Here is a 17613-nt window from a genome sequence, read left to right as displayed (position 1 = left end):
CAAAGAAGCGCCGTGCGCCGCGCACCCCCGTGGAGCGGCGACAGTAGCATAGGCCGATGGCCCTCGACCCCCTCCAAGCCCTGCAGGCCGCCAGTCGGCCGATGGCGCGTCCGCCTGCCCTCCAGACACTGCTGATCGCCGGCGCCACCGGCCTGCTGGGGGCCGAGCTGGTCCATCGCCTCGGTGGCGGGGGCGGCTATGCCCGCGTGGGCGTGCTGGCCGGCCAGCCCTTGCGCGAGGGGCTGCGCGGCATCCAGCCGGTGGTGGTGCCGGACGACCGGCCGCCCGCCGAATGGCCTCGCCTGCCGGTGGACATCGGCATCGTCGCCTTCGACCCGCCGCGGCTGCACCATGGCCGCGAGCGGGCGCTGTGGGCGGCCGACCCCGCGCAACTCCTGGCCATCGCCATCTGGCTGCGCGCCTGCGGTGCACACACGCTGGCCGTGGTGCAGCCGCACGACGCGGGCCGTCTGCCCGATGCGCTCAAGCGCGGCCTGGCCAACCTCGACGAGCATGCGCTGGCCGGGCTCGGCTTCGAGCGGCTGCTGCTGTTTCGCGCCGCGCGCAAGCCGGCGGACTTGGTGCACGGCCTGCTCCCCGGCCTGGCGCACTGGATGCTGTCGAGCCTGCGTTTCATGGTGCCGGCCACCGACCGGCCGGTGCGCGCCGTCAAGGTGGCCGAGCTGCTGGACGAGGCGCTGCGCATCGCGCCGCCCGGCATGCATGTGGCCGCGCCGGAGGTGGTGTGGGCCGCCTCGCAGCAGGACGCCCGCACGGTCGCCGCGCGCTGGCTGCTGGGCGAGGCGCCCGATGGCAGCGACGCGCCGCGGCCCGCCCGTGATGCCTGGAAGTCGCCTTAGTCAGGCGACGCCGCCGAACCGGCCCCTCAGCCGAAGCGCAGCGTGCGCAAGCCCACGCTGCGGTCGATCCACACCACCGCCGCCAGCGTCAGCACGATGCTCACCGTGGACACGGCGGCGGCCGTCGGGTCGAAGTCCCAGCGCAGGTAGTCGAAGAGCTGCAGCGGGAGCGTGGTCATGCCCACGCCCTTGAGCAGCAGCGACATGTTGAACAGGTCGAAGGAGATCACGAAGGCGAACAGCGCGCCGGTGATCAGCCCCGGCTTGATGAGCGGCAGCGTCACGCGCGCGAAGGCCCGCGCGGGCGAGGCGCCCAGGCTGCGCGCCGCCTGCTCCAGCGAGGCGTCCTGGTTGTAGAGCGCCGAGGCCACGTTGGTGAAGACGTAGGGCAGCGTCACCAGCACATGGCCCACCACCAGCCCGAACACGGTGCGCGTGCCGATGCCCGTCGCGTACAGGAAGAACAGCAGCGCGATGGCGGTGAGGATCTCCGGCAGCATCAGCGGCATCATGAGCAGCAGCCGCAGCGCCTCGCGCGTGCGGGTGGCATGGCGCACCACGTACAGCGCCGCGCCGGTGCCGATCAGCGTGGCGCCCACGGTGGCCGCCGCGGCCAGCGCGAGCGAGGTGCCCATGGCCCGCATGAAGCCCTCGTTGGCAAAGAGCGCGCCGAACCAGCGCAGCGACAGGCCCTGCGGCGGGAAGGTCAGGAACTCGCCCGCGTTGAGCGACATGAGCACGATCACCACGATCGGCAGCAGCAGGAAGGCATACACCGCGCCGATGAAGACGCGCAGCAGCGTGTCCATCGCGCGGTCGGCCACCATCGATCCGTTCATGCCAGTCCCCTCGAAAGCCGGCGCGTCAGCCGCGCATAGGCGGCCACCGCGAGCATGCCGCAGGCCGTGAGCACCAGCGCCTGCGCGGCGCCCGCCGGCCACTGGAAGTTGTCGATCAGGCTCTGCACCACCAGCACCGACACCGTCTTGACCTGCGCCCCGCCCAGCATGACCGGTGTGACATAGGCGCTGAGCGTGAGCACGAAGACCAGCACCGTGCCGGCCTGGATGCCGGGCCACGACAGCGGCAGCGACACGCGCAGGAAGGCGCGCAGCCGCGAGGCACCCAGCGAGCGCGCGGCGGCCTCCAGGCTCGGGTCGATGCCCTGGATCACGCCCACCAGCGGCAGGATCATGAAGGGCAGGAACACGTGGACGAGCGCGATCGTCACGCCCAGGCGGTTGTTCATCAGCTGCAGGCCGGTGTCGATCCAGCCGAGGTCGATCAGCGCGCGGTTGATCACGCCGTTGCCCGACAGCAGGATCAGCCAGCCGAAGCTGCGCACCACCACGCCCACCAGCAACGGCGAGAGCACCAGCACATACAGCAGCCCCGCCCAGCGCGAGCGGCTGCGCGCCAGGTGGAAGGCCACCGGATAGCCCAGCAGCAGGCAGATGGGCGTCACCGTCAGGCCCAGCAGCAGCGTGTCGCCCAGCACGCCGAGCAGGTAGCCGTCGGTCAAGGCGCGCGTGTAGTTGCCCAGCGTGAAGCCCGCGCCGTAGGGCGCCCCGACGGCCGGCGGGCGCAGGCTCATCAGCACGATGTTCAGGTAGGGCAGCAGCAGGAAGACGCCCAGCAGCACCAGCGCGGGGGCGATCAGCCAGAAGGCGCGGCTGCGCGGCGCGGACGCCGCCGTGGCGGCGGGCAGCGCGGTGGGCGCGGCAAGCGTGGACGCGCTCATCCCGGAATGACCCAGGCATGCCCGGGCTCGAAGGCCAGGCCGCATTGCGCGCCTTCGGGCAGGCGTCCGCCGGGCGGTGTCTGCACCAGCAGCGTCTGGCCGCCGGCGGCCTCGACCACATGCTCCACCGTGCTGCCCAGGAAGTAGCTGCGTGCCACGCGGCCGGCATAGGGCCCGTCGGCGCGGAAGTGGATGGCCTCGGGCCGCAGCGTCACCTGCACGGCCTGGCCGGGTTCGAGCGCTTCGTGGAAGGCGGCCTCGACCGGGCCCAGGGCGGTGTCGACCGTATGCACCGGCCGCGGGCCAGGCCCGGGCACGATGGCGCGCACGCGCCCTTCGATGAGGTTGGAGCGGCCGATGAAGCGCGCCACCTCCACGCTGCGCGGGCGCAGGTAGATGGCCTCGGGCACGTCGAACTGCTGCAGCTGGCCGCCCAGCATCACGGCCACGCGGTCGGACATGACCATCGCCTCGGCCTGGTCGTGCGTCACATAGAGCGTGGTGATGCCCACGCGCCGCTGCAGGTCGCGGATGAACACCCGCATGTCCTCGCGCAGCACGGCGTCCAGGTTGGCCAGCGGTTCGTCCAGCAGCAGCAGGCGCGGCTCGATCACCAGGGCGCGTGCCAGCGCCACGCGCTGCTGCTGACCGCCGGAGAGCTGGCGCGGAAAACGCTCGGCCAGCGCCCCCAGCTGCACCATGCCCAGCACCGCCTCGACCCGGCGCGCGATCTCGGCGCGCGGCACGCCGCGCATCTCCAGGCCGAAGGCCAGGTTGCGCCGCACCGTCAGGTGCGGAAAGAGCGCGTAGTTCTGGAACACCATGCCGATGTCGCGCTTCTCGGGCGGCAGGCCGGTGATGTCCTCGCCGTCGATGCAGATGCGCCCGGCCTCGGGATGCTCGAAGCCGGCCACGCAGCGCAGCGTGGTGGTCTTGCCGCAGCCGCTCGGGCCCAGCACGGAGATGAACTCACCCTCGCGGGTGGCCAGGTCCAGCGAATGGATGGCCACATGGCCGGCATAGCGCTTGTGCAGCCCCTCGATGGACAGCCGCGTGGTGCGCCGGCCGGCTGTGCGGGCGGTGGACATCGCCGCCTCGGGCGGCGCGGACAGGACTGCGCTCACTTGATTTCCCGGTTCCAGCGATCCGTGATCGCCGGCAGCTGCGGGTTCACCTTCGCCCAGTCGAACTGCACGATGGAGGACATGGCCTTGCCGCTGATCGGCACGTCGGCGGCCAGCGCCGGCTCCAGCTTCACCTGTGTGTTGGTGGGCGAGGTGAAGAACTCCTTGGCCATCGACTCCTGCACCTCGGGCCGCAGGATGAAGTTGAGGTACTGGTAGGCCGCTTCCTTGTCGGGCGCGTGCTTGAGGATGTTGAAGGACTGCTCGAAGGCCACCACGCCTTCGCTGGGCACCACCATCTCGACCGGCACGCCCTTCTTCTTGAGCGCCACGATCTCGGGGAAGTCGATCACCGCCACCGTCACGTCGCCGCGCGTGAGCATGGTCGACAGGGTGCCGCTCCAGTCGGCCTGCTGGAAGGGCAGCAGCTTCTTGATCTCGACGAAGGCGCGGTCGATGGCGTCCTGCGAGCCCCCATAGATCTTGGCGGTCATCAGCAGGAACAGCATGGCCGCCGTGTTGCCGATCTGGTAGAGGCCGATCTTGCCCTTGAACTCGGGGTTGTTCCACAGATCGGCCCAGGACTTGGGCGGCGTCTTGACCAGGTCCTTGCGGTAGCCGATGCCGATGGTCGAGACGATGCCGCGCACGCCGTTGTCGCCCGGGTTGCGCAGGTTGGGGTAGACATGGGCCAGGTTGGGCACCTTGGCGGCGGGGATGGGCTCGAAGTAGCCCTCGCCGCGCACCACGCTGGCGATGTTCTCGTTGACCATCAGCACGCTGTAGGGCGGCTTCTCGATGCCGGCGGCGCGCAGGTTGGCGATGAAGTTCTTGCCCAGGCCCACATCCAGCGTGGGCTTGACGCCGCTGATCTTCTCGAAGGCCGGCATCAGGTCGGTGCGCCAGAACTTCTCCCAGCGGCCACCGTAGGTGTTGATCACCAGCGGCGCGGCCGCGAGTGAGGGAAATGCGGGCAGGCCGAGGGCGGCGGCGGTGCCCAGGCCACGGGCCAGCAGGTCGCGGCGGTTGAGCGGAAAGGTCATGACAGCACTCCGGAAAGTTGAGATAGGCACAGACGTGCGGTGTTCAGGCCGCGGTCGCAGGCTCGGCGGGCTTGCGGTAGTCGTAGTTGCGGTTGAGCCGCTCGAGCAGGTAGTCGCCGTAGCGCACCGGCGGGTGCTGCGGCGGATGGTCCGCATCGGTGCAGGTCGGCAGGCATTCGATGAGCGTGTCCATCGACGGATCGAGGAAGTAGGGCAGCGAGTAGCGGTCGCCGCCCGAGCGGTTGATGACGCGGTGCGGCGTGGAGACCAGGCGGCCGTTGGTCCAGCGCTGCAGCATGTCGCCCACGTTGAGCACGTAGGTGTCGGGGATGGGCGGCGCCTCGATCCAGTCGCCGCCGCGCGGGCGCACCTGCAGGCCGCCGGAGTCGTCCTGGGCCAGCAGCGTGATGATTCCGTAGTCGGTGTGCGGGGCGGAGCCGATCTGCTCGTCCTCCGCAGGCGGCTGCGGCGGATAGTGCAGCGCGCGCAGGAAGGTGGTGGGATGGTCGAAGTGGTGGTCCAGCGCCGTGGCCGGCAGGCCCAGTGCCAGCGCGATCAGGCGCACGATGTGGCGGCCCAGCGCATCCACCTCGCGGACATAGGCCAGCATGGCGGGCTTGAAGCCCGGCAGCCAGTCGGGCCACTGGTTGGGACCCTGCATGGGCAGGCCGGCGAGCAGGCCCGGGTCATCGGGCGGCAGCTCGTGCATGAGCATCAGCGACTCGCTCATGTTGGGCCGCGTCACCTTGGCCACGGTGGAGGTGACGATGGTGGAGCTGGCCATGCCCATGTAGCCGCGGTGGAAGGCGTTGATGGCCAGCGACTGCTTCTGCGCCAGCGTGGAGGCATGGAAGTCGCGCGACGCGGCGAAGGCGGCCTCGCGCGTGGCCGGTGCCACGTTGTGACCGGCGATGTAGGCGAAGCCGATCCGGCTCAGGGCCTCGAACAGTTCGCGTGCGCTGCGCTGCGCAGCGGGGGTATCGGCGTCGAGACTGCCCTGCAGGTCGACGATGGGAATGTGCTTCATGACAGGGTCTTGTTCGAAGGGTTGAGGGCGCGCTGGCGCCACACGGCCAGCAGGTCGGCCGAAGTCATCACCAGCCCCAGGTGCAGCGACACCATGGCCAGCGCGGCCTGCTCCAGCGGCTCGTCGGTGCCCCGCACCAGGTCCTGCAGCACGATCACGCGGTAGTTGCGGTTGTTGGCGTCGAAGGCGGTGTTGAGCACGCAGCAGTCGGTGAAGCCGCCGTCGAGCACCACGGTCTCGATGCGCTGGTTGCGCAGCAGGAAGTCCAGGTCGGTGGGATAGAAGGCCGACAGGCGGCGCTTGTTCTCCACCTTCAGGTCACCGGGCTCGACGCGCGTGACCCACTCGGTCCAGGGCGAGCCCTCGATGGCATGCGCGTCGGCATTGGGAATGGGACCGACATGCAAGGGAAAGGTGCGCCGCCATGCGGCCGGGATGCCGTCGATGTCGTCGGCGCCGCCCTCGCGCAGCACCGACTTGACGTGCACGATGCGCCCGCCCAGCGCGCGCACCTGGTCGTGGAAGGCATCGATGGGCGCCACCACGTCGCGCGCCCGCGGGGCCGGGCAGGGGCAGTCGGGCGAATCGTCCAGGTGGCCGCGGTGCATGTCGATCGAGAGCACGGCGGTGCGGGACAGGTCCAGGTAGTCGGCGAACTGGGCCGGGTCCAGCTCGCGCGGCTGGTTGTAGACATAGGCACGCATCAGCGCCGCTCCTCTCGCAGATAGGGTTGGCCCAGGGCGCCGGGCTCGTCGTGCACGGCCTGGCCGCCGCGGCGCGCCAGCGCCACCCACACCATCACGCCCAGCGTGACGACGTAGGGCGTCATCAGCACGAAGTACTGCGGCAGCTGCACGCCGGCGGCGGCCAGCTGCGGAATCAGCGCCTCGATGCAGCCGAAGAGCAGCGCACCCGCCAGCGCCCGCCAGGGCGACCAGCGCGCGAAGATCACCAGCGCCACCGCGATCCAGCCGCGCCCGCCCGTCATGCCCGCGATCCACAGCTTGGTGCCCACCACCGAGATGTAGGCCCCCGCCAGCCCCACCAGCGCCGAGCCCGCCACCACCGCGCCGAAGCGCCACAGCGGTACCGGGATGCCGGCCGCATCGGCGGCCTGCGGGTTCTCGCCCACCGCGCGCAGCCGCAGGCCGGGCGTGCTGCGATTGAGCCAGTGCACCGCGGCCCAGAACAGCAGCGGCACCAGGTACACGATCAGGTTCTGGTTGAAGAGGCGCCCCACCAGCGGCAGCTCGGACAGCAGCGGGATCGGCAGTGCCCCGAAGCTGCTCACCGGCTTGTTGGTCCAGTCGAACACCGTGCCCAGCAGGCTGGTCAGGCCCTGGCAGAAGAAGACCAGCGCCAGCCCGGCGATCACCTGCTGGATGCGCAGCACGATCACCATGAAGGCGAAGAGCAGCGACACGACGGCCGCCGCCAGCATGGCCAGCGGCAGCGCGATGGCCGCGTCGTGGAAGGCCAGCATGGCGCCGATGCCGGCCAGCGCGCCGACCAGCATCAGCCCCTCGGCGCCCAGCGACAGCACGCCCGCGCGCTCGCTGAGGATCAGCCCCAGCGCGGCCAGCGCATAGGGCACCGCGAAGTCGGGCGCATTGCCCAGCCAGTTGGTGGCGATGGCGAGCAGGTCCATGTCAGCTGCCTTTTGCGGATGCGATCCGCCGCAGGCGATGGCGGATGAAGAAGTCCGACGAGGCGACGCAGATGACCAGGATGGCCTGGATCAGCTGCACCATCGCGAAGGGGATCTGGTAGAAGACCTGCAGGTTGCGGCCCGCCACGAAGAGCATGGCGATCAGCACCGCCACCACGCTGGCCGCGAGCGGGTTGTTGCGCGCCAGGAAGGCGATCAGGATGCCCGAGAAGCCGTAGCCCACGTAGAAGGCCTGCGTGAGCCGGCCTTCCTGCCCCGTCACCACGACGAAGCCGGCCAGCCCTGCCAGCGCACCCGACAGCAGCACCGCCGTGAGCACCATGCGCGCCACCGGCACACCCAGGGCCCGCGCCACGCGCGGGTTGGCGTCGACGAAGCGCAGGTACAGGCCGGCGCGGCTCAGGCCCGTGAACCAGGTCGCCACCAGCGCCGCCAGCACGGCCAGGCCGATGGCCGCGGTGCTGACGTTGCCGAACCATTCGGGCAAGCGCTCGAAGGCGCGGAACTGCGGCGAGTAGGGAAAGGAATCCTTCGGATCCTTCCAGGCGCCGTAGACCAGGTGCAGCAGGAAGTTGCCCGCCACGTAGTTGAGCATCAGCGAGGCGATGATCTCGTTCACGGCCAGCCGCAGCTTGAGCAGCGCCGGCGCCAGCGCCCAGAGCATGCCCATCGCCATGGCCACGGCGCCCATCAGCGGCAGCCGCAGCGCGGCCGGACCGATGTCGAACATCGACACCGCCGTCGCGCCGATGGCGCCGAAGATCATCTGGCCTTCCAGCCCCAGGTTCCAGAAGCGGGCGCGGAAGGCGATGGCGGCGCCGATGCCCACCAGGACCATGGGCGCGGCCTGGAAGAGCACGGCCAGCAGGCTCTGCCGATCCACCAGCGTCTGCATGATGAACTCGTTGAGCAGCTCGTCGGCCGGTACGCCCGCGGCCACCAGGATCGCGGCCGAGATGGCCAGCCCGACGACCACCGCCAACGCGAGGATCAGCGCCTGCCGGGGCAGGCCCATCTGCTGGCGCAACTCCAGCGTGTAGCGGCGTGCGAAGAGCGGCACGTGCCGCGCGCGTGCTTCCGGGGCGGCAGCGTCGAGCGCGGCATCAGTCATGGTTCACCATGGCTTGGCCGACCGCCTGGCGGTCGGCGGGTTGATCGAACGCGGCCACGATGCGTCCGCGCGCCATCACGCCCACGCGGTCGGCCAGCGCGAGCACCTCGTCCAGGTCCTCGCTGATGAGCAGCACGGCCGCGCCAGCGTCGCGCGCGGCGCGCAGGCGCGCATGCACCTCGGCCCCCGCGCGCACATCCAGGCCGCGGCTGGGGCTGTGGGCCAGCACCAGCCGCGGCGCGCGGCCGAACTCGCGCGCCAGCACCAGCTTCTGCGCATTGCCACCCGACAGCAACGCGGCCTTCTGGTTAAGGTGCCGCACGCCCTGCACGTCGAAGGCCTTCACGGCCTCGCGCGCGTCGGCGGCCATGCGGGCCCGGTCCAGCCGCCAGGCGGGGCCGTAGCGGCCGGCCTGCACCTGGCCGATGCCGAAGTTCTCCACCACCGACAGGCCGCCCGCGAGCGCGAGGCCGTAGCGGTCCGCCGGGATGGCGGCGAAGTGCGGCAGGCGGCCAGTCGCGGCCCCGCCTTCGCCTGCCAGCGCAATCGTGCCTTCCAGCCCCTCGGCCATGCCCATCAGCGCCTCGGCCAGTTCGCCCTGGCCATTGCCGCCGACGCCGGCCAGGCCGTAGATCTGGCCGGCGCGCAGGGTCAGGTCCACGCCGTCCAAAGCCTGCCGGCCGTTGGCGTGCAGGCGCAGGCCGCGGACGGTCAGCAGCGGCGCGCCGCCCATCGCGGGCTCCGTGGCCGCCGTGCTGGCCGCGACCGACTGGCCGACGGTTAGGCGCACCAGCTCTTCGATGGGTGTGGCCTTGGGGTCCACCGTGGCCACCGTACGGCCGCCGCGCATCACCGTCACGCGGTCGGCCCAGGTCTTCACGTCGGACATCTTGTGCGTCACCAGCGCCACCGCGGCGCCCTGGCGCGACAGCGCATGCACCGTGGCCAGCAGGCGCTCGGCCTCCTGGTCGGTGAGCACGGCCGTGGGCTCGTCCAGGATCAGGATGCGCGCGCCCGCCAGCAGCACCTTGAGGATCTCCACGCGCTGCTGCTCGGCGATGGAAAGGCGCTCCACGCGCGCGCGCGGGTCGATGGCGAAGCCCAGCTCGGCGGCCCGTGCGGCGATCTCTTGCTCCAGCTGCGCCATGCGCCGCCGGTGGCTGCCCTCGGCGTGCGCGAGCGGATGCCCCAGCAGGATGTTCTCGGCCACCGTGAACGGCCGCACCAGCTTGAAGTGCTGGTGCACCATGCCGATGTGCAGCGCCGCCGCCGCGCGCGGCCCTGCCAGCCGCACCGGGTTGTCGTCCACCAGCAGCTCGCCCTGCTCGGGCGCATACAGCCCGGCGGCGATGTTCATCAGCGAGGACTTGCCCGCGCCGTTCTCCCCCAAAAGCGCATGCACCTCACCCCAGCGCGCAGCAAATGACGCGTCCGTCAGGGCCTTGAACCCATCGAAGGACTTGTGAATGCCGACAAGGCGCAGAGCGTCAACAGTCATCAGCGTATGAAGAGAAAAGGGACCGCCGGCAGCCGCCGCGGAACTGGCTTCGCCAGGCCGCAGGCGGCGCCCCCGGATGGGGGTTGGCGGAGCGCAAAGCGCGGAGCCTGGGGGAGAGTCACTTCTGCGTGACCACGCCCTTGACGAACCAGTCCATCTTCCAGAGGTCCGCATCCGACAGCACGGCGCCTGCGGCCACGCGCTCCTTGCCGTCGCGGTCCTTCAGCGGGCCGGCGTAGACCTGCTTGCCCTTCAGGATGGCTTCGCGCTCGGCCTGGATGACCTTGACTTTGTCGGCCGGCACCGCCGGGCCGAAGCCGGCGATGTCAGTGCCGCCACCACTCATCGGGATGAAGGCGCCATAGGGTTCGGGCTTCCAGTTGCCCGCGATGATCTTCTTGAGCTCGGGCACCAGAAAGCGGTCCCACACCCACACCGACGAGCACAGCGTGGCCTTGGGCGCGAACTGCCGCAGGTCGCGGTGGTGGCCGGTGCCGTACACGCCGCGCTCCTGCGCGACGATCTGCGGCGTGGGCGAATCGACGTGCTGGCCGATCACGTCGGCGCCCTGGTCGATCAGCGCGGTGGCGGCGGCGCGTTCCTTGACCGGATCGTTCCAGGTGCCGGTGTAGATCACGTTCACCGTGGCGTTGGGGTTCATCTTCTGCGCACCCAGCGCGAAGGCGTTGATGGTCCAGTTCACCACGCCGAAGGGGTTGGCGGCCACGAAGCCCAGCTTGCCCGTCTTGCTGGCCGCGCCGGCGGCCATGCCGCACAGGTACTGGCTCTCGTAGGTGCGGCCGTAGAAGGATTCGAGGTTCGGCCCGTTGGTGGTGCCCGAGCCGTTGAGGAAGGCCACCTTGGGGTACTTGGCGGCCAGGTCCTTCATGGCGTCGGACTGGCCGAAGGCGGTGCCGATCACGATGTTGGCGCCGCGCGAGATGAAGCGCTCGGCCGCCGGCTTGATGACCGAGGCGTCCTCGCCCACGTTCTCCACGAACTGGATCTTCTGGCCGAGGGCGGCCTCGATCTTCACGCGGGCCTCGTCGAAGGCCTGCGTCCAGCCGCCGTCGTTCTTGGGGCCGTAGTACAGCATCGCGATGACCGGCTTGCCGCTCAGGCTGAAGCCGGCCTGCGCGTAGGCGGTGCCCGTCGACAGCAGCACGGCGGCGCCGGCCAGGGCCACGCTCATGCGGGGAAAGCGCTTGGACAACATGGAGACCTCCAGGAGGAAGGAAGAGGGGAGAGGATGGGAAACGGAAAGGGTGAAAAAGCACGAACAGTGCCGCCCCGGCGCCGGCCGGTCGGGCGGCGGGCGCGTCACATCATGAAGTTGATGCGAAAGACGTTGCCCTCGGGGTCGAGCAGCACCGACTGGTACCAGTTGTAGTAGGTGACGTACGGTGGCTTGATGAGCGTGGCGCCGGCCTCCAGCGCGACGGGCACCATGCGGTCCACGTCCTCGCGGCTGTCGACGTCGATGTTGAGCAGGAACTTGACGCCCTTCGTGTCCGAGAACTCGGCCAGATGCAGCAACTCGTAGGCATCGAGGGCGTTGAAGCCCAGGCTGCTCTTGCCCGTGTCCAGCCCGCGGAAGATGGGCGAGCGGATGGCCTCGATCTCCGGGAAGCCGAACACGCGCTGATAGAAGCCGCTCAAGGCGACCACGTCCTTGGCGAAGACGTTGACGTAAGACAGGTGTGCCATTACTTGGTGCCACCGAAGGTGGTTTGCTTCACGAACTTGGACGTGAGGTGATCGCCGGAGGAAATCGGCGCGTACTTGGCCTTCTCGCCCGGCGCCAGGCAGGTGGGCAGGCACTCGACCATGGCGTCGTAGTTGGGCTGGTGGAAGAACACCAGCGACTGCCGGCGGTTGGTCTGCGCCACCTCGAAGGGCGGGTTGACCACGCGGTGCATGGTGGAGACCCACTGGTCGTTGGTCCACTGCATCATCAGGTCGGCGATGTTGACCACCAGGCCGCCTTCGACCAGCGGCACGTCCACCCACTCGCCCGCCTTGTTCTGCACCTGCAGGCCCTTGTCGTCGGGCAGCACGATGGTCAGGCTGCCGTAGTCGCTGTGCGCGCCGGCGCGCAGCTGGCCGGGCAGCGGCGCCTCGCGCTGGGGCGGGTACGACAGCACGCGGAACATGCTGATGTGCTTGTCGATCTTGTCGTCGAAGTAGGTCTCGGGCAGTTCGAGCGCCAGCGCGAAGATGCGCATGAGCGAGCGCGAGAGATCGCTCATGGCCGCGAAGTACTGCTCGTAGGCTTCGCGGAAGCCGTCGATGGGGGGCCAGCTGTTGGGCTCGAAGTGCGGGCCGGCGGCGGGGCCCCGGTGGTACTCGTCATCGGGCACGTTGGAGGGGCCGATGGAGAAGGATTCCTTCAGGTCGCCGGGCGAGGCCTCTTCGAGGCTGTACGACAGGCCTTCTTCGCCCACCGCGCTGTAGCCGCGCACGGCGTCGTCGCGCGGGCGGTCCACCTTGCGCTTTTCCCCCAGCGGCATGTCGAAGAACTGCCGCGAGAGGGATGAGACGCGGGCGATGAGTGCCGGGTCGATGCCATGGTGCGTGATCACCAGGAAGCCGATGCTGCGGCAGGCCTCGTCCACCTGGCGGGCCAGCGCGGCCTTCTCCGCGGCCGTGCCCGAGAAGTAGGGCGCGAGGTCGATGATGGGAACGGTCATCAGGGTCATGGGGCGTCTCGATGCACGGAAGAGGTACTGCAGGGCCCGTTTGCAACGACCGTGCCAGTTGGACCAAATGGACAAACGCCGGCCGGGCTGCGTACGATGCGCCGTATGCACGCCATTCGGCCGCGCTGCGGTGTCTTGGTGCAGGTCAAGACAAATGAGCGGTGCGCGAAGCCCGTTGCTGGTGCGTGCAGGCTGGTACGCGATTCGCAATGGCCGGTACAGGCGGGCCGTTGCCGACCCCAACGACACACGCCCACAACAACGAAAGGAAAGGGAAGCCCGATGGCCAGACCACCCGCGGCGAAGAAGAAGGCGCCGGCCGAGGTGCGCAAGCGCAAAGCAGAACCCGTGGGCACGAAGGTGGCGCCCGCAGCCGGCAAGCGGGCCGCACGCCGGCCGCGGCAGGCCGAGGACAAGCGCAGCGTGATCCTGTCGGCCGCGCTCGGCCTGTTCTCGCGTTATGGCCTACACGGCACCAGCGTCGACCAGGTGGCCGCACGCGCCGATGTCTCCAAAAGCAACCTGCTCTATTACTTCGCCAACAAGGAAGAGCTCTATGTGAGCGTGCTGCGCGAGCTGCTGCAGGTGTGGCTGGAGCCGCTGCGCGGCTTCAGCGCTGAGCAGGATCCGCGCGAAGCCATTGCCAGCTACATCCGCCGCAAGCTGGTGATCTCGCGCGACCAGCCCGATGCCTCACGTCTGTTCTGCCTGGAGATGATCCAGGGCGCGCCGCTGCTGCACGAAGAACTGGCGCTGGAGCTGCGCACGCTGGTGGAACGCAAGTCCGAAGTGATCGCCGAATGGGTGCGCTCGGGCCGGCTGCGGCCGGTGGCGCCGCATCACCTGATCTTCGGCCTCTGGGCGCTGACGCAGCACTACGCCGACTTCGCCGTGCAGGTGCAGGCCATCGCCGGCCGCACGCTGCAGGACGCGGCCTTCTTCGAGGAGACGGTAGAGAACGTTCAGCGCCTGGTGCTGGATGGAATCAGTGCGCCCCCAGCCGAGGCCATGGCGGCGCCGCTGGCCGCTTGAGGCCGAGTCTGCTCAGTGCGCGGCGGCTTGCGGCAGCAGGTCGTGGTAGCGCCGGTCGAAGTACACCAGGCCATGGGCGGCGTTGCCCAGGCGCACCGCATCCACTTCGCAGAACAGCACGTCATGCGTGCCCACCTCGGTGCGATTGACCACGCGGCACTCGAAGGCGGCTGCCGCTTCGGCCAGCACCGGCACGCCGCTTCGGCTCATCTGCCACTCGGCCGCGGCGAATCGCTCGTCCATGGGCGTCTTGCCACCGAACAGGTTGGACAGCTGCTGCTGACCGGCGCCCAGCACGTTCACGCACAGCACGCCGTTGGCCTGGAAGATGGGATACACCGAGGCGCTGCGGTTCAGGCAGACGAGCAGCGTGGGCGGCTCGTCGGTCACGCTGCACACGGCCGAGGCGGTGAAGCCCGCACGCCCCGCGGGACCATCGGTGGTGATGACGTTCACGGCCGCGCCCAGGCGGGCCATGGCGTTGCGGTAGTCGCCGCGTTCGGGTGGCGTGGCGGCCAGGGCCTGCAGGGCCGCGGCAGCGGTAGGAGCGGGGGCGGTGGACATCATCATCGGAAGCCGGAAGAGAAGAAGGGTCAGTGCTGACGCGACAGGAAGCCGAGCAGGGCCGCGTTGAACGCGGCAGGAGCGGTCACGCTGTGCGCATGGCCGCCGTGCGGGCTGTGATCGAGCAGGGCCTGAGGCAGGCCCTCGGCCAGGCGCTGGGACATCGTCCACGGCACCAGCACGTCGTCCTGCGCGCAGGCGACCAGCGCGGGCACGGCGATCTCGGACAGGCGTGCATCCACGTCGAAGGCGCGCAGCGCGCCGATGCGGGCGCGCATGTTGGCCTCGCCGGGGAAGTGTGCGAAGGCATGGTCCACCTCGGCCTGCACGTCGGCCGCGTGGGCCGCAGCCCAGTCGGCGGGGTACAGGAAGATGGGCTGCGCCTCCACATAGGCGCGAGGCCCGCAGGCGCCCAGCAGCGCAAGGCGGGCGTCGAAGCAGCGCGCCGAATGCGGGTTGGGCCGCGACCAGGCGTTGATCAGCACCAGGCTGGCCACGCGGGTCGGCGCATCCAGCGCCAGTTGCAGGCCCACCAGGCCGCCCAGGGCATGGCCCACGAGATGGCAGCGTTCGGTGCCGGTGGCGTCCATCACCTCGGCCACGTCGCGGGCCATGTCGGCGATGGCGTAGTCGGCGGGCAGGTCGGCCGGGCTGCGACCGGTGCCGCGCTGGTCGTAGGCCACCACGCGCCAGCCGGCCTCGACCAGCGCCGGGATCTGCGGCTTCCAGAAACCGGCCGAGCCACCCAGGCCCGAGGACAGCAGCACGCTGGGCGCGCCGGGGCGGCCTTCGCCGTGCACCTCGTGGTACAGCGCCATGGCGCGGCTCAGGCCTTCTTGCCGACGTGGGCGATGGAGGCGATCTCCACCAGCGCGTCGGGCTTCACCAGCCCGCACTGAATGCAGTAGCGCGCGGGCTTGGTGCCCGGGAAGTACTCGGCATACACCGCGTTGACCTTGGCATAGTTGGCCCAGTCGGTGACGAAGATCATGTTGAAGGTGACGTCGTCCATCGTGCCGCCAGCGGCCTCGATGACGCCCTTGATGGTCTCCAGCACATGGCGCGTCTGGGCGGTGGCATCGCCGACGTGCACCACGTTGTTGTCCTTGTCGAAGGGCAGGGTGCCCGAGACATAGACGACCCCGTCGGCCAGCGTGCCGGGCACGAAGGGCGCGATGGGGGTGCTGGTGCCGGGAGGGATGATGGCTTCCTTGGGCATGAAGGGACTCCAGAGTGGGATGAACGAGGGATCAGGCCGCGGCCGTCTCGGGCTTGGCAGGTGCGGCGGCGGTGGCGGGAGTGAGGGCCTGGCAGAACGCGTCCACCGTCGACACCCAGCCGAAGAAGGTCTCGACGTTGTAGACCGTGGCCTGCTGGATCGCGGCGCCGCCCAGCTCGTGGGTGGCGTCTTCCAGCATCAGCGAGAAGTACTCCAGGTGGAAGGCGTCGCGCAGCGACGACTCCACGCACACGTTGGTGGCGATGCCGGTGAACACCAGGCTGCGGATGCCGCGGGCGCGCAGGCTGCTGTCCAGCGTGCTGTTGAAGAAGCCGCTGTAGCGCGTCTTGGGAATCACGATGTCGCCGGGCTGCGGCTTCATCGCGTCGATGAGTTCGTAGTCCCAGCCGCCCTTGGCCAGGAAGCGGCCCTGCAGTTCGGGCTTGGCGCGCATGGTCTTGAGCGCGTTGGACTTGTGCCAGTTGGGCGAGCCGGGGCCGCCGGCTTCCACATACTTCGCGTCCCAGCCGTTCTGCAGGAAGACGATGAGCATGCCCGCGGTGCGCGCCGCCTCGATGGCACGCACGATCCCGGCGATGGTGCCCTGCGCGCCCGAGATGTCGAAGCCGGCCGAGTCCACGTAGCCGCCCAGCGAGGCGTAGGCGTTCTGCATGTCGACCACGATCAGCGCAGTCTGGGTGGGCACGAGGGCCAGGGGCTCGGGGCGCGAAGGAATCACCGTCGGTGCCGGTGCGCCCGGCGCCTGGGGCGGCCCGACCGGCGTGGTCGAGCGCAGGGTGGCATTGGTCTTGGTGCTGCTCATGGTGCCGCCTTCCGTCAAGCCGCCAGGGCCTCGGGCGCGCCCACCTGCGAGGGCACGGGCGTGTCGACGTCCACACGGCTCTTCATCAGCGGCTGGATGCGCTCGCCAAAGTCCTCCACGCCCTGCACGAAGTCGTCGAAGGTCAGCAGCACGCCCTCGGTGCCCGGCACCTCGGCCATCTCGTCGAGCATGCGGGCCACGCTGGCGTAGGAGCCCACCAGCGTGCCCATGTTGATGTTCACTGCCGAGGGCGAGGTGGCATCGGTCATCTGGCGCACGTTGGTGTCACCGCCGGACTTGGTGTCGGCCGCGCCCTGCTGCGCCATCCAGGCGATGGCGTCGGTGTCGGCGCCGGCCTTGTAGTGCTCCCACTTGGCGAAGGCGGCTTCGTCGGTCTCGGCGGCGATCACCATGATGAGCACGTAGGTCGTCACGTGGCGACCGGTCTTGGCGGTGGCCTCGATCAGCTTCTGCGCCGCCGGCGCGAAGGCCTTGGGCGTGTTCACGCCCTTGCCGAAGCAGAAGTTGTAGTCGGCGTACTTGGCCGAGAAGGCCATGCCGGCATCGCTCTGGCCGGCGCAGATCACCTTCATGGGCGCCTGCGGCTGCGGGCTCAGGCGGCAGTCGTCCATCTTGAAGTGGGCGCCCTTGAAGTCCGACTGCCCCTTGCCCCACAGGTCGCGCAGCACCTGGATGTATTCGGACAGGTATTCGTAGCGGGTGGCGAAGAACTCGTCGCCGGGCCACATGCCCATCTGCGAGTACTCGGGCCGCTGCCAGCCGGTCACCAGGTTCAGGCCGAAGCGGCCATTGGAGATGCTGTCGATGGTCGAGGCCATGCGTGCCACGATGGCCGGCGGCATCACCAGCGAGGCGGCGGTGGCGAAGAGCTTGATCTTCGTCGTCACGGCCGCCAGGCCCGACATCAGCGTGAAGGACTCCAGGTTGTGGTCCCAGAACTCCGTCTTTCCGCCGAAGCCGCGCAGCTTGATCATGGACAGCGCGAAGTCCAGGCCGTAGTGCTCGGCCTTGAGGGTGATGGTCTTGTTCAGCTCGAAGCTGGGCTTGTACTGCGGCGCGTTCTGCGACAGCAGCCAGCCGTTGTTGCCGATGGGGATGAAGACGCCGACTTTCATGTGGGTGGACTCCAGGATGGGATTGCCGGCGGGTTTGCATGCGCTGTGCCAATGCCGTTTTCCTGTT

19 protein-coding genes are annotated in these 17613 nt (G+C 69.6%); 2 read left to right on the top strand and 17 right to left on the bottom strand.

The window, feature by feature from the left end; translation table 11 throughout:
• The first annotated feature begins 56 nt into the window (after nucleotides 1-56).
• Nucleotides 57-860: a Rossmann-fold NAD(P)-binding domain-containing protein gene (locus ABIC63_RS15870; RefSeq protein ID WP_294367920.1), complete on the top strand. Its 804-nt coding sequence runs from the start codon at nucleotides 57-59 to the stop codon at nucleotides 858-860.
• Nucleotides 861-886: 26 nt separating this feature from the next.
• Here the strand turns inward: ABIC63_RS15870 and ABIC63_RS15865 are convergent, their stop codons facing one another.
• From ABIC63_RS15865 to ABIC63_RS15810, 12 genes are all read right to left on the bottom strand, one after another.
• Nucleotides 887-1699 (bottom strand): ABC transporter permease, encoded by an 813-nt coding sequence (locus ABIC63_RS15865; RefSeq protein ID WP_076507401.1) that lies wholly within the window; start codon nucleotides 1697-1699, stop codon nucleotides 887-889.
• Nucleotides 1696-2601, bottom strand: a complete 906-nt coding sequence (locus ABIC63_RS15860) for an ABC transporter permease (protein ID WP_354320455.1) — start codon at nucleotides 2599-2601, stop codon at nucleotides 1696-1698. The genes ABIC63_RS15865 and ABIC63_RS15860 overlap by 4 nt, the downstream gene beginning before the upstream one ends.
• Nucleotides 2598-3725 carry an ABC transporter ATP-binding protein gene (locus ABIC63_RS15855; protein WP_354320454.1) on the bottom strand — a complete coding sequence of 376 codons (1128 nt, stop codon included), beginning with the start codon at nucleotides 3723-3725 and terminating at the stop codon, nucleotides 2598-2600. The genes ABIC63_RS15860 and ABIC63_RS15855 overlap by 4 nt, the downstream gene beginning before the upstream one ends.
• Nucleotides 3722-4768 carry an ABC transporter substrate-binding protein gene (locus ABIC63_RS15850; protein WP_295523849.1) on the bottom strand — a complete coding sequence of 349 codons (1047 nt, stop codon included), beginning with the start codon at nucleotides 4766-4768 and terminating at the stop codon, nucleotides 3722-3724. Before ABIC63_RS15850 ends, ABIC63_RS15855 begins: the two co-directional genes overlap by 4 nt.
• Before the next feature lie 43 nt (nucleotides 4769-4811).
• Nucleotides 4812-5795, bottom strand: coding sequence for an isopenicillin N synthase family dioxygenase (locus ABIC63_RS15845; RefSeq protein WP_354320453.1), 984 nt, complete (start codon nucleotides 5793-5795; stop codon nucleotides 4812-4814).
• The gene (locus ABIC63_RS15840) at nucleotides 5792-6499 is read right to left on the bottom strand and encodes a cysteine hydrolase family protein (RefSeq protein WP_354320452.1); all 708 of its coding nucleotides are present in this window, start codon (nucleotides 6497-6499) and stop codon (nucleotides 5792-5794) included. The genes ABIC63_RS15845 and ABIC63_RS15840 overlap by 4 nt, the downstream gene beginning before the upstream one ends.
• Complete coding sequence (locus tag ABIC63_RS15835) at nucleotides 6499-7443, bottom strand: ABC transporter permease (protein WP_354320451.1); 945 nt, start codon at nucleotides 7441-7443, stop codon at nucleotides 6499-6501. The genes ABIC63_RS15840 and ABIC63_RS15835 overlap by 1 nt, the downstream gene beginning before the upstream one ends.
• 1 nt (nucleotide 7444) lies before the next feature.
• Complete coding sequence (locus tag ABIC63_RS15830; RefSeq protein ID WP_354320450.1) at nucleotides 7445-8575, bottom strand: ABC transporter permease; 1131 nt, start codon at nucleotides 8573-8575, stop codon at nucleotides 7445-7447.
• Nucleotides 8568-10073: an ABC transporter ATP-binding protein gene (locus ABIC63_RS15825; protein ID WP_354320449.1), complete on the bottom strand. Its 1506-nt coding sequence runs from the start codon at nucleotides 10071-10073 to the stop codon at nucleotides 8568-8570. Before ABIC63_RS15825 ends, ABIC63_RS15830 begins: the two co-directional genes overlap by 8 nt.
• 118 nt (nucleotides 10074-10191) lie before the next feature.
• Nucleotides 10192-11289, bottom strand: coding sequence for a BMP family ABC transporter substrate-binding protein (locus ABIC63_RS15820; protein ID WP_354320448.1), 1098 nt, complete (start codon nucleotides 11287-11289; stop codon nucleotides 10192-10194).
• A 104-nt stretch (nucleotides 11290-11393) separates the two neighbouring features.
• On the bottom strand, nucleotides 11394-11780 hold the full coding sequence (locus ABIC63_RS15815; protein ID WP_043113989.1) for a VOC family protein: 387 nt from the start codon (nucleotides 11778-11780) through the stop codon (nucleotides 11394-11396).
• Entirely contained in the window at nucleotides 11780-12772 is a 993-nt protein-coding gene (locus ABIC63_RS15810) for an isopenicillin N synthase family dioxygenase (protein WP_354320447.1), read from the bottom strand. Before ABIC63_RS15810 ends, ABIC63_RS15815 begins: the two co-directional genes overlap by 1 nt.
• Nucleotides 12773-13054: 282 nt before the next feature.
• Between ABIC63_RS15810 and rutR the strand changes: the two genes are divergently transcribed.
• Complete coding sequence (gene rutR, locus ABIC63_RS15805; RefSeq protein WP_354320446.1) at nucleotides 13055-13804, top strand: HTH-type transcriptional regulator RutR; 750 nt, start codon at nucleotides 13055-13057, stop codon at nucleotides 13802-13804.
• Between the two features lie 12 nt (nucleotides 13805-13816).
• Here the strand turns inward: rutR and rutF are convergent, their stop codons facing one another.
• The 5 genes from rutF to rutA are packed head-to-tail and all read right to left on the bottom strand — an operon-like array spanning nucleotide 13817 to nucleotide 17546.
• Nucleotides 13817-14371 carry an NADH-dependent FMN reductase RutF gene (gene rutF, locus ABIC63_RS15800; protein WP_476347111.1) on the bottom strand — a complete coding sequence of 185 codons (555 nt, stop codon included), beginning with the start codon at nucleotides 14369-14371 and terminating at the stop codon, nucleotides 13817-13819.
• Nucleotides 14372-14397: 26 nt separating this feature from the next.
• Nucleotides 14398-15186 carry a pyrimidine utilization protein D gene (gene rutD, locus ABIC63_RS15795; protein WP_354320444.1) on the bottom strand — a complete coding sequence of 263 codons (789 nt, stop codon included), beginning with the start codon at nucleotides 15184-15186 and terminating at the stop codon, nucleotides 14398-14400.
• Between the two features lie 8 nt (nucleotides 15187-15194).
• On the bottom strand, nucleotides 15195-15587 hold the full coding sequence (rutC, locus tag ABIC63_RS15790) for a pyrimidine utilization protein C (protein ID WP_294367964.1): 393 nt from the start codon (nucleotides 15585-15587) through the stop codon (nucleotides 15195-15197).
• Nucleotides 15588-15618: 31 nt separating this feature from the next.
• A complete protein-coding gene (gene rutB / locus ABIC63_RS15785; protein ID WP_354320443.1) occupies nucleotides 15619-16410 on the bottom strand; it encodes a pyrimidine utilization protein B in 792 nt (263 codons plus the stop codon).
• Between the two features lie 14 nt (nucleotides 16411-16424).
• Nucleotides 16425-17546, bottom strand: a complete 1122-nt coding sequence (rutA, locus tag ABIC63_RS15780) for a pyrimidine utilization protein A (protein WP_294367972.1) — start codon at nucleotides 17544-17546, stop codon at nucleotides 16425-16427.
• Nucleotides 17547-17613 lie beyond the last annotated feature (67 nt).

This window comes from Pseudacidovorax sp. 1753, from assembly GCF_040544975.1.
Classification (GTDB): Bacteria; Pseudomonadota; Gammaproteobacteria; order Burkholderiales; family Burkholderiaceae_C; genus Xenophilus.
Note: the sequence above shows the minus strand (reverse complement) of the source record. Positions and strands in the feature narration are given on the sequence as shown.

Bases quoted from the DNA above. Each gene is read 5' to 3' on its own strand.
- ABIC63_RS15870 (WP_294367920.1), top strand. From the start codon at position 57: ATGGCCCTCGACCCCCTCCAAGCCCTGCAGGCCGCCAGTCGGCCGATG.
- ABIC63_RS15865 (WP_076507401.1), bottom strand. From the start codon at position 1,699: ATGAACGGATCGATGGTGGCCGACCGCGCGATGGACACGCTGCTGCGC.
- ABIC63_RS15860 (WP_354320455.1), bottom strand. From the start codon at position 2,601: ATGAGCGCGTCCACGCTTGCCGCGCCCACCGCGCTGCCCGCCGCCACG.
- ABIC63_RS15850 (WP_295523849.1), bottom strand. From the start codon at position 4,768: ATGACCTTTCCGCTCAACCGCCGCGACCTGCTGGCCCGTGGCCTGGGC.
- ABIC63_RS15845 (WP_354320453.1), bottom strand. From the start codon at position 5,795: ATGAAGCACATTCCCATCGTCGACCTGCAGGGCAGTCTCGACGCCGAT.
- ABIC63_RS15840 (WP_354320452.1), bottom strand. From the start codon at position 6,499: ATGCGTGCCTATGTCTACAACCAGCCGCGCGAGCTGGACCCGGCCCAG.
- ABIC63_RS15835 (WP_354320451.1), bottom strand. From the start codon at position 7,443: ATGGACCTGCTCGCCATCGCCACCAACTGGCTGGGCAATGCGCCCGAC.
- ABIC63_RS15830 (WP_354320450.1), bottom strand. From the start codon at position 8,575: ATGACTGATGCCGCGCTCGACGCTGCCGCCCCGGAAGCACGCGCGCGG.
- ABIC63_RS15825 (WP_354320449.1), bottom strand. From the start codon at position 10,073: ATGACTGTTGACGCTCTGCGCCTTGTCGGCATTCACAAGTCCTTCGAT.
- ABIC63_RS15820 (WP_354320448.1), bottom strand. From the start codon at position 11,289: ATGTTGTCCAAGCGCTTTCCCCGCATGAGCGTGGCCCTGGCCGGCGCC.
- ABIC63_RS15815 (WP_043113989.1), bottom strand. From the start codon at position 11,780: ATGGCACACCTGTCTTACGTCAACGTCTTCGCCAAGGACGTGGTCGCC.
- ABIC63_RS15810 (WP_354320447.1), bottom strand. From the start codon at position 12,772: ATGACCCTGATGACCGTTCCCATCATCGACCTCGCGCCCTACTTCTCG.
- rutR (WP_354320446.1), top strand. From the start codon at position 13,055: ATGGCCAGACCACCCGCGGCGAAGAAGAAGGCGCCGGCCGAGGTGCGC.
- rutF (WP_476347111.1), bottom strand. From the start codon at position 14,371: ATGATGTCCACCGCCCCCGCTCCTACCGCTGCCGCGGCCCTGCAGGCC.
- rutD (WP_354320444.1), bottom strand. From the start codon at position 15,186: ATGGCGCTGTACCACGAGGTGCACGGCGAAGGCCGCCCCGGCGCGCCC.
- rutC (WP_294367964.1), bottom strand. From the start codon at position 15,587: ATGCCCAAGGAAGCCATCATCCCTCCCGGCACCAGCACCCCCATCGCG.
- rutB (WP_354320443.1), bottom strand. From the start codon at position 16,410: ATGAGCAGCACCAAGACCAATGCCACCCTGCGCTCGACCACGCCGGTC.
- rutA (WP_294367972.1), bottom strand. From the start codon at position 17,546: ATGAAAGTCGGCGTCTTCATCCCCATCGGCAACAACGGCTGGCTGCTG.